Consider the following 9,459-nt stretch of genomic DNA (forward strand, 5'->3'; position numbering starts at 1 on the left):
CTCCGCCGTCATCGCCGGGCTTCGACCCGGCGATCCATCAAACCGAGAACAAAGACGTTTTTTCGATTTTTGATGGATGCGCGGGTCGAGCCCGCGCATGACGGACGCATGCAATAGAGACGATGTGCATGCCGTAGCCCCGCATGCGGGCGAGCTGAAAGAAGCTCCGAATTCCACCGCTGGAAACCTCTCCCCGCGAGCGGGGAGAGGTCGGAGCTCGAGCGCCAGCGAGAACTCCGGCCAAGGGGGCGCTCGGGAAGAACCCCCGCCTATTCAGGAAGGCCGATGTCGGGACAATCGAGGTCGGAACGCGCCCGCTCACAACGGGCAGGTCTTCAGAACGGGCAGGTCTTGCGCAGCTCCTCGGCCGCGGTGGAAAAGCCCTGCAGGTCGAAGGTCATCTCGCGCTCGCCGAGCGGGGTCGGCACCAGCAGCGCGAACGAGCGCGCGGCGAGGAAGCGGGTGACCAGCCGGCGCGGGTTCGGCGGCTCGTAGGCATTGCCGAGGATCGACCAGCGCTCCGACTCGAGCTCGTCCTGATCGACCTTGATCTTCACGTCGACGTCGCCGACCGGCGAGACGCCCGGCGGGATGTCGAGATCGATCGCCAGCAGCGCCAGGCTGCCCTTGCGGCACTCGAGCAGCAGCCCGGCCCGGCCCGGCCGCGGCGTCGGCATCGCGTGCTTGATCATCGCCACGCCCCGCTCCACCACCACCGCCCGCGGCGCCGCCGGAGCCGCCGCGGCGGCATCGGGGGTGCGGATCACCCAGCCGCCATAGAGCGGCTCCTGCGCGACGGCGGGGGCCGCCGGCAGCGGCCAGGCGAGAAGCAGGAGGAGTGTCGTGGTCTTGGCCTTCATGCCGCGTTCCCTGGTCCCGTCGCGCGGCCTCGGCCGCATCGGCAGGACGGCACGTCTCTGGTCGCCCGGGCGGGCGAGCGGTGGCTCGTGGCCGGTCGCAGAACGCGCCGGCGCAGGTTTGGCGATCCGCGCGCCGCGAGCGACGCGGCGGACCCCCTAAGACCGCACGGCTTCAAGGCATCATTGTGCCCGGCGGGTGACAGCGACGGTGTTTTCCGTCGCTTTTCGTCGCCCGCGGGGCGCGCCGCTCACCGTCGGTCGAACCGCTCGCCCGATACAACGTGGCAGCGTCCAACCGGCGGATCGCGCAACGAAAAAGGCCGGACCTTTCGGCCCGGCCTTGGTCGATTCGTTCGGTGCGTCGGGCGCACCGCGGGCCGATCACTCGGCGGCGGCGGGCGTCGCGGCGACCACCGTCGCGGGCTCGATCTTCACGCCCGGACCCATCGTCGAGGACAGCGCGATCCGGTTGATGTACTGGCCCTTGGCGCCGGCCGGACGGGCCTTTGCCACCGCTTCGGCGAACGCCTTGATGTTCTCGACCAGCTTGTCGGCGTCGAACGACACCTTGCCGACGCCGGCATGGATGATGCCGGCCTTCTCCACGCGGAACTCCACCGAGCCGCCCTTGGCGCCCTGGATGGCGCTGGTGACGTCCATCGTCACGGTGCCGACCTTGGGGTTCGGCATCATGCCGCGCGGGCCGAGCACCTTGCCGAGACGGCCGACCAGCGGCATCAGATCCGGGGTGGCGATGCAGCGGTCGAAGTCGATGTTGCCGCCCTGGACCTGCTCGACCAAGTCCTCGGCGCCCACCACGTCGGCGCCCGCCGCCCGGGCCTCGTCGGCCTTGGCGCCGCGCGCGAACACGGCGACCCGCTGGGTGCGGCCGGTGCCGTTCGGCAGCGACACCACACCACGCACCATCTGGTCGGCGTGGCGCGGATCGACGCCGAGATTCATCGCGATCTCGACGGTCTCGTCGAATTTCGCGGTGGCCCGCTCCTTGAGGAGCTTCACGGCCTCCGGCAGCGGATAGAGCTTGTTGCGGTCGATGCCCTCACGAGCGGCGCGCACGCGCTTTCCCTGATGCGCCATGGTCGTCACTCCTTCACGTCCAGGCCCATCGACCGGGCAGAGCCTTCGATCATGCGCATCGCGGAGTCGATGTCGTCGGTGTTGAAGTCCTTGAGCTTCTTCTCGGCGATCTCGCGCACCTGCGCCTTGGTGACGGCACCGACGTGATCGCGGCCGGTGGCCTTGGCGCCCGACTGGATGCCCGCCGCCTTCTTCAGGAAGAACGACACCGGCGGGGTGCGCATCTCGAAGGTGAAGGAGCGGTCGGCATAGATGGTGATGACCACCGGGATCGGCGAGCCCTTCTCCATCTGCTGGGTCTGCGCGTTGAACGCCTTGCAGAACTCCATGATGTTGAGGCCGCGCTGACCGAGCGCGGGGCCGATCGGCGGAGACGGATTGGCCGCTCCCGCCGGTACCTGTAGCTTCAGGTAACCTGTGACTTTCTTTGCCATGGAAGAATCCTTCGCGCCGGCAGAGCCGGCTCGCCGGGTTCGTGGTGCGGATCGAGGGCGGTCGGCAACCGCCCCTCCTCCCACGTCTGTCTCCCGCCGCGGAAAGAGCCTTTCCGGACGAGCCCGGCGTTCCTATCGCACGGGGAAGCCCGATGCAAGGTTCTGCGGCGTGCCGGCGCGCCGGTAGGACGTGCGGCAAGAAACCGTTCAGCCGTGCACCGGCCTTCTCGCCGGCGTCACCGAGAGCATCCGCTCGACCGCCAGCTGCGCCGGCCCCGCCACGGCCGGGTCGATCTCCACCCGCGGCGACAGCGTCTCCAGTGAGGCCAGGATGTTGTCGAGCGTGATCAGCCCCATGTGCGGGCAGAGATGACACGGCCGCACCACCTCGACGTCGGGGATCGCGGCGGAAACGTTGTCGCCCATCGCGCACTCGGTCAGAAGCAGCACGCGGCGCGGACGGCGCGTCTCGATGTAATCGAGCATCGCCGCGGTCGAGCCGACCAGGTCGGCGACCGCGAGCACGTCCGGCCGGCATTCGGGATGCGCCAGCACCACCAGATCGTCGTAGCTTTCCCGGAACTCGGCGATCTCCTCGCCGGAGAAGCGCACATGCACCTCGCAACTGCCGGTCCAGGCGACGATCTCCACCCCGGTCTTTCCGGCCACGTGGTGGGCGAGCCACGCGTCGGGCAGAAAGATCACCTTCGGCACGCCGAGGCTCTCCACCACCTCCACCGCATTGCCCGAGGTGCAGCAGACATCGACCTCCGCCTTCACCGCCGCCGAGGTGTTCACGTACGCGACCACCGGCACGCCGGGATGCATCTCGCGCAACGCACGGACATCGGCCGGGCCGATCGAGGCGGCGAGCGAGCAGCCGGCAGCGGGATCGGGAATCAGCACGATCTTGTCCGGGTTCATCAGCTTCACGGTCTCCGCCATGAAGGCGACGCCGGCGACGACGATCACCTCGGCGTCGGTGCGGCTCGCCTCGCGGGCGAGCGCGAGGCTGTCGCCGACGATGTCGGCGACCCCGTGGAAGATCACCGGCGCCTGGTAGTTGTGGGCGAGCACGATCGCCCGGCGCTCGCGTTTCAGGCGGGCGATCGCGTGGACGAGCGGCGCGTGCCGCGGCCACTCCGCCTCCGGCACGATTCGCGCGAGACGCTGGTAGAGAGGCCTGGTCGCGGCGGCGACCTCGGGCGTGTAGGCGAGCGAAGCGTTCGGCATCGGTCGGCGTCCGTCTCGGGTGGCCGGCCGTGAATGCCGCCGGCCCGAACGCCGATCATGACCGAAAGCCGCGGCCGCCGGCAATCCTTCGCGAGAGGACGAGGCACCCGGCAACCCTCGGACGAGACACCGACATGCGCGGCGTGCCGGCGGCGGCGTCCGTCCTGTCCGCAACGCAAAACGGCCGGGAAAATCCCCCGGCCGTACAACAAAAACCATTCAATCTCAGAGGCTTGCGGTCAAACCTTCTCGACCTGGCCGAACTCCAGCTCGACCGGGGTCGCGCGGCCGAAGATCGACACCGCGACCTTGATGCGCGAGCGGGCGTCGTCGACCTCCTCGACCACGCCGTTGAACGAGGCGAACGGCCCGTCGGACACCCGCACCTGCTCGCCGACCTCGAACGAGACGGTCGGCTTCGGCCGGTCGATGCCTTCCTGGACCTGCTGGATCAGCCGGGTCGCCTCGGCCTCGGAGATCGGCATCGGCTTGTTGTCGCTGCCGAGGAAGCCGGTGACCTTCGGGGTGTTCTTGATGAGGTGATAGGCCTCGTCGGTCATCTCCATCTTCACCAGCACGTAGCCGGGGAAGAATTTGCGCTCGGCGTCCACCTTGCGGCCGCGCCGCACCTCGGTGACCTTCTCCTTGGGGACGAGGATCTCGTCGAACAGCTCTTCGAGGTGTCGCTGCTTGGCCTGCTCGCGGATCGATTCCGCCACCTTGTTCTCGAAGTTCGAGTAGGCGTGAACGATGTACCAGCGCTTGCTCATCTCGCGCATCTTTCCCCGCTCACCGTCCGATGCCGAGCACCAGCGTCACCCCGTAGCGGATGACCTGATCGGCGAGCAGGAAGAAGACCGCGGCAGCCGCCGACATCACGAACACCATCAACGTGGTGATCGCCGTCTCGCGCCGGCTCGGCCAGGTGACCTTGTCGGTCTCGGCGCGAACCTCCTGCAAGAACTTGAACGGGCTTACCTTCGCCATCGTCTCTTCCGTCGTCCGACTGCGTGAAAGGAGTGCGCGCGACGGCCGGAATCGCCGTCGTGCCCCCGGCGCGCGCGTCTTCGCGGCGCAAGAATGCGGGCGCGCAGGCGTGCGGCGGCGAGCGCCGCTCCCCGGCCGGGCGCTTCGCGAAACCCGTTCGCTAGGCCTGGCAGGAGTGGAGGGACTCGAACCCCCAACCCCCGGTTTTGGAGACCGGTGCTCTGACCAATTGAGCTACACTCCTCCGGGAAGCGGGTGCGGCGCCCCGTCCGGAGCGCCACGGCACCTAAATGCATGAACGCCACCGGCTTTGCAAGGGCGATGCGAGCCGATCACCACCTCGCGACGGGTGCGCGCGAGCGGCACGGCGCGGCCGCCTGCGGCCGCTCCGCGCGGAGCGGCGAAGGCCGGCGACGGACGACGGTTCGGTGGCGGTCGAATGGCGGGCGGGCGGCAGGAGGTAAGGGTCAGCCGGCGGGCGGCGTCACCTCGTCGACGAGTCGCAAAATCTCGGCGGCGATCGGTGCCGCGCGGGTGTGGTGCAGCATGTGGCCGGCGCCCGGAAAACGCACGATTTTCCGGTGCCGCAGCACCTCCGCGAGCATGTCGGCATGGATCGCCGGCGGCACCACCTCGTCGGCCTCGCCGACCACCAGCACGGTCGGCAGGTCGATGTCGGGATAGCGCGGCGCCATCGCGACGAGGTGATCGCGCAGGTCGGAATAGTCGGCAAGGCTCGCGAGGAAGCGACGCGGCGTGAGACCGAGCGTGAGACCGGTCGCCGCGGCGTAGTTTTCCGGCGGAGATTCCGGGCGAAACAACCGGGCGACCATCGGCTTCAGGGTGGCGAGCGAGAGCGGCAGCAGCACGGTGCGGGTCATCAAGGGGCCGATCACCACCTCGGCGAAGCGCTGGAACCACGGCAGCCCGCCCGGCCGCGGATGGGTGGTCGGGGCGATCAGCACCAGGCCGGCGACCGATTCGGGGGCTTCGAGCGCGTAGCGCAGCGCGATCAGCCCGCCGAGCGAATGGCCGACCACCACCAGCCGCCGCACGCCGAGCGCTTCGACGGCCGCGCGAATCATCGCCACCTGATGGCCGGGATCGGACACCACCGCGCCACCGGCGTCGCTCCAGCCCTGCCCCGGCCGGTCCGGCACGATCACCCGCAGCGTCTGCGCGAGCCGATCGCCGAGCGCGACCCGCATGTCGGCGAGATGCACGTTCGCCCCGTGCAGCAACAGCACGACGGGCTTTTGCTCGGCGTCGGTGTCGGTGTCGGTCCCGGACGGGACGGCCGGCGGATGGAGATCGACGAGGTGCAAACGCGCGCCGCCGTCCGGCCCGACCGCGAAGAAGCGGCCGACCGGTGGGTTCTCCGCCTCGATCCGGCGCGTCTGCCACAGCGTCAGCCCCGCCGCGCCGAAAAGCCCGGCGACGACCAGCACAACCAGCCAAAGAACCACGATGCCGCCCCCGCAAGGTCCCCCGTCACAAGGGTATCGGCGTCGGGGCCGGATGCAAGGGCGCTGGCTGGACCGGCGTTCGATTCGGGAGACGCGTACCGGGCAGGACTGCCGGGCACGAGTGCCGGGCACGCATGCCCGTCAGCGCAGGGGCACCACGGTGCCGCAGTTGCGGCGGCCCTGGGCGGCGCAGTCGTCGACCTTTCGCTGGGCGACCATTGCATCGACCAGCCACCAGCCGGCCGCGACCACCAGCACGAAGAACAGCGCCAGCACGATATTGGTGGTGCGGCGGGCCTCGTCGTCGTCCGGATTTTGGGCGTCCGGGTCGTGCGGGTCGTCGTGCGCTGGATCGGCCATGGCGGTCGCTCGTGTTTCCGGCGGCGTCGGGTCCGAACGGCGTTCCGCTCGTCGGGGACCGGAGCCGAGCGGACATCCCACCGGGTTCCCGCTTTCGCGGGAACGAGCGGCGTCCGAGGCGGCGTCACCGCGAACCGCTCCGGTCCGTCTCGCAAACCCGTGGTGAGGCCGTAGGGCGGAATAGCGAAAGCGTCTTGCGCCACCTTCGCCCGCGGCGGAAACACTTTCGCTGTTCCGCCCGACCGGCCACCGAGCGGCTGCGCGACGCGCGTCCTCAGCTTCCCATCGTCTCCTTCACGGCGGCGACCAGCTGCTTGAGCGTGAACGGCTTTGCCAGGAACGAGAACTGCCCACCCTCCGGGAGATTTTTGGCGAATGCCTCCTCGGCGTAGCCGGAGACGAAGATGATCTTCAGGTCCGGGTGGCGCTTGCGCAGCTCCTTGAGGAGCGTCGGGCCGTCCATCTCCGGCATCACCACGTCGGAGACGACGAGGTCGACCTTTTGGCCGGCGTCGATCAGCTCGATCGCCTCGATGCCGTTGCCCGCCTCGCACACCGTGTAGCCGCGCGACGACAGGCCGCGCGCGTTGAGGCCGCGAAGCCCCTCCTCGTCCTCGACCAGCAGGATGGTGCCCTGCCCCGTGTGGTCGGCGCCGGTCGGCGCCTTGGCGCCCTCGACGATCGGCGCGAGCGTCGCATTGGCCGCCTCGATCTCCTCGAGGGTCGGCACGTGGCGCGGCAGGAAGATGCGGAAGGTGGTGCCCTTGCCGAGCTCCGACTCGACATACACGAAGCCGCCGGTCTGCTTGATGATGCCGTAGACGGTCGACAGGCCGAGCCCGGTGCCCTTGCCGACCTCCTTGGTCGAGAAGAACGGCTCGAAGATGCGGTCGATGATCTCGGCCGGGATGCCCGTGCCGGTGTCGGCCACCTCGATCATCACGTATTCGCCGGCCGGCATGCCCTTGCTCGCGAAGCGGCGGCTCTCGAGCTCCGGCACGTTGGCGGTGCGCAGCGCGAGGCGGCCACCGTCCGGCATGGCGTCGCGGGCATTGACCGCCAAATTCACGATCACCTGCTCGAACTGCGAGATGTCGGCCTTGATCGGCCACAGGTCGCGTCCGTGGACGACGTCGAGGGCGACCTTCTCGCCGATCAGCCGGCGCAGCAGCATCGAGATGTCGGACAACGCCTCGCCGAGGTCGAGCACCTGCGGGCGCAGCGTCTGCCGGCGCGAGAACGCCAAGAGCTGCCGCACCAGGGCGGCGGCGCGGTTGGCGTTCTGCTTGATCTGCATGATGTCCTGGAAGGACGGGTCGGTCGGCTTGTGGGCGGTGAGCAGGAAGTCGGTCGCCATCATCACGGCCGACAGCACGTTGTTGAAGTCGTGGGCGATGCCACCGGCGAGCTTGCCGACCGAATCCATCTTCTGCGCCTGGTCGACCTGCTTCTGCAGCGCCCGCTGCTCGGTGGTCTCGAGGGCGTAGACGATCGCCGTCTCCTGGTCCTCCTCCTCCACCGCGGTGACGTAGAAGCGCGCCCAGCGCTCGGTCTCGCTGGCGAGCGCGGCGTCGACCGGCGGGATGTCGCCCTGCCCGGCCGCGGCCCGCGCGATCGCCGATTCGAGCGCGGCGCGGTCGCGCTCGGCGACCACCGCGAGGATCGAGCGGCCCTCCGGGCGCTCCTCGCCGCCCTTGAGCCCCTGCATCATGCGGGCGAGCAGGCCGTTGGTGCGGGCGATCCGCCCGGCGCGGTCGACGGTGGCGATCGCCATCGGGGTGTTGTGGAAGAACCGCATGAAGCGCACTTCCGCCGCGCGCTGCGGATCGAAGCCCTCGTTGCGGGCGCGGTTGAGCACCAACGTGCGGGAGGCGCCGGACGCCCCGTCCGCCCCGTAGGCGACCTTGTGATAGAGCCGCACCGGAAGGGTCTTGCCGCCGCGGGTCTTGAGGTCGAGATCGAGCACCTCGGTCTTGACCTCGCCCGGCTGGGCGGTGGTGGCGCCGAGCAGCGCCGCGCCGTTGCCGGAGACGATGTCGCCGAGCCCGAGCCCGCCGGAGCCGACCTCGGCGAGGTCGTAGTCGAGCCATTCGGCGAGCGTCGCATTGATGTAGCCGATCGAGCCCGAAGCATCGACCGAGAAGAAGCCGGCCGGCGCGTGGTCGAGATAGTCGATCGCGTGCTGCAGCTCCTGAAAGACGTTCTCCTGCCGCTCGCGCTCGCGCGACACGTCGGCGACCGTCCAGACGGTGAAGCGGGTGTCCGGCCCGGTGCGGCCGAGCGGGCGGACGCGCAGCTGCAGCCAGCGGGCGGGCTCGCCCGGCACGCCGCTGACGCGCACCTCCTCCTGCAGCCGCCGGCCCTCGCGGGCCGCCTTCAAAAGCCGGTAGACCGCCTCGGAGACGTCGGGATCGCCGATGAACACCCGCTCGACCGGGCGGACGTCGCCGACCTCGCCGGCATCGACGAGCTGGCGATAGGTCGGGTTGGCATAGACCACCCGGCCGTTCTGGTCGGTGACGGCGATGCCGTCGAAGGCGTCCTCCAGCACCCGGCGATAGACCGAGGCGCCGTCCGAGCGGCCGGCGAGGCGGAGAATTCCGGTGGCGGTGGCGAGCAGCGAGAAGACGCCGACCGTGCCGAGCGCGGCCAAAAGCGCGAGCACGTAAGGCTGGGCGGCCTCGCGGCCGAGCAGCATCAGCCCAGAGGCGGCGGCGATCAGCGCCAGCGCGATCGCCAGCACGAACCGGATGCTGCCGCGCCGCTCGCTGCCCGGGAACGCGTCCACGCCGTCTCCCCCGCTCAGGTCCTGCGCCGCCATTCCCGTCGGCTCCGTCGGGCGGCCACGGCTCCGCCCCCGCGAATCATCTGTGCCCGAGTCCGCAGCCTCGAACAAGGGTGCGGAGAACGTGCCCACCGCCCGCTCGCCGCCATGGAGCGTGGCCCGGCGGGCGGCGGCGGACGCCGCGGGCGAGGCCGCGAGCCGATCGGCCGCCGGAAGGCGGAGGATATCGCTCATTG

The 9,459-nt window shown here is 69.9% G+C and carries 9 protein-coding genes and 1 tRNA gene; all 10 read right to left on the reverse strand.

Features of this window, described 5'->3' with window-relative positions:
• Positions 1–335: 335 nt before the first annotated feature.
• A complete protein-coding gene (locus A33M_RS15950) occupies positions 336–860 on the reverse strand; it encodes a hypothetical protein (RefSeq protein WP_008389091.1) in 525 nt (174 codons plus the stop codon).
• 381 nt (positions 861–1,241) lie between these two features.
• Positions 1,242–1,958, reverse strand: a complete 717-nt coding sequence (rplA, locus tag A33M_RS15955; protein WP_040621025.1) for a 50S ribosomal protein L1 — start codon at positions 1,956–1,958, stop codon at positions 1,242–1,244.
• 5 nt (positions 1,959–1,963) lie between these two features.
• The gene (rplK, locus tag A33M_RS15960; protein WP_040621027.1) at positions 1,964–2,392 is read right to left on the reverse strand and encodes a 50S ribosomal protein L11; all 429 of its coding nucleotides are present in this window, start codon (positions 2,390–2,392) and stop codon (positions 1,964–1,966) included.
• A 207-nt stretch (positions 2,393–2,599) separates the two neighbouring features.
• Positions 2,600–3,625 carry a quinolinate synthase NadA gene (nadA, locus tag A33M_RS15965; RefSeq protein WP_008389098.1) on the reverse strand — a complete coding sequence of 342 codons (1,026 nt, stop codon included), beginning with the start codon at positions 3,623–3,625 and terminating at the stop codon, positions 2,600–2,602.
• Between the two features lie 239 nt (positions 3,626–3,864).
• Positions 3,865–4,395, reverse strand: coding sequence for a transcription termination/antitermination protein NusG (nusG, locus tag A33M_RS15970; protein WP_008389100.1), 531 nt, complete (start codon positions 4,393–4,395; stop codon positions 3,865–3,867).
• Between the two features lie 19 nt (positions 4,396–4,414).
• A complete protein-coding gene (gene secE / locus A33M_RS15975; protein WP_008389102.1) occupies positions 4,415–4,612 on the reverse strand; it encodes a preprotein translocase subunit SecE in 198 nt (65 codons plus the stop codon).
• 167 nt (positions 4,613–4,779) lie between these two features.
• Positions 4,780–4,856 (reverse strand) — tRNA-Trp (locus A33M_RS15980).
• Between the two features lie 223 nt (positions 4,857–5,079).
• Complete coding sequence (locus A33M_RS15985) at positions 5,080–6,078, reverse strand: alpha/beta fold hydrolase (protein ID WP_202801917.1); 999 nt, start codon at positions 6,076–6,078, stop codon at positions 5,080–5,082.
• A 141-nt stretch (positions 6,079–6,219) separates the two neighbouring features.
• Entirely contained in the window at positions 6,220–6,438 is a 219-nt protein-coding gene (locus A33M_RS15990; RefSeq protein WP_008389107.1) for a hypothetical protein, read from the reverse strand.
• Positions 6,439–6,712: 274 nt separating this feature from the next.
• Positions 6,713–9,226, reverse strand: a complete 2,514-nt coding sequence (gene cckA, locus A33M_RS15995; protein WP_008389109.1) for a cell cycle histidine kinase CckA — start codon at positions 9,224–9,226, stop codon at positions 6,713–6,715.
• Positions 9,227–9,459: the final 233 nt, after the last annotated feature.

The sequence above is a fragment of the Rhodovulum sp. PH10 genome (genome assembly GCF_000293785.1).
Taxonomy (GTDB): Bacteria; Pseudomonadota; Alphaproteobacteria; order Rhizobiales; family Xanthobacteraceae; genus Rhodoplanes.

Excerpts from the sequence above, each read along its gene's own strand:
- A33M_RS15950 (WP_008389091.1), bottom strand. The coding sequence starts at position 860 with ATGAAGGCCAAGACCACGACACTCCTCCTGCTTCTCGCCTGGCCGCTG.
- rplA (WP_040621025.1), bottom strand. The coding sequence starts at position 1,958 with ATGGCGCATCAGGGAAAGCGCGTGCGCGCCGCTCGTGAGGGCATCGAC.
- rplK (WP_040621027.1), bottom strand. The coding sequence starts at position 2,392 with ATGGCAAAGAAAGTCACAGGTTACCTGAAGCTACAGGTACCGGCGGGA.
- nadA (WP_008389098.1), bottom strand. The coding sequence starts at position 3,625 with ATGCCGAACGCTTCGCTCGCCTACACGCCCGAGGTCGCCGCCGCGACC.
- nusG (WP_008389100.1), bottom strand. The coding sequence starts at position 4,395 with ATGAGCAAGCGCTGGTACATCGTTCACGCCTACTCGAACTTCGAGAAC.
- secE (WP_008389102.1), bottom strand. The coding sequence starts at position 4,612 with ATGGCGAAGGTAAGCCCGTTCAAGTTCTTGCAGGAGGTTCGCGCCGAG.
- A33M_RS15990 (WP_008389107.1), bottom strand. The coding sequence starts at position 6,438 with ATGGCCGATCCAGCGCACGACGACCCGCACGACCCGGACGCCCAAAAT.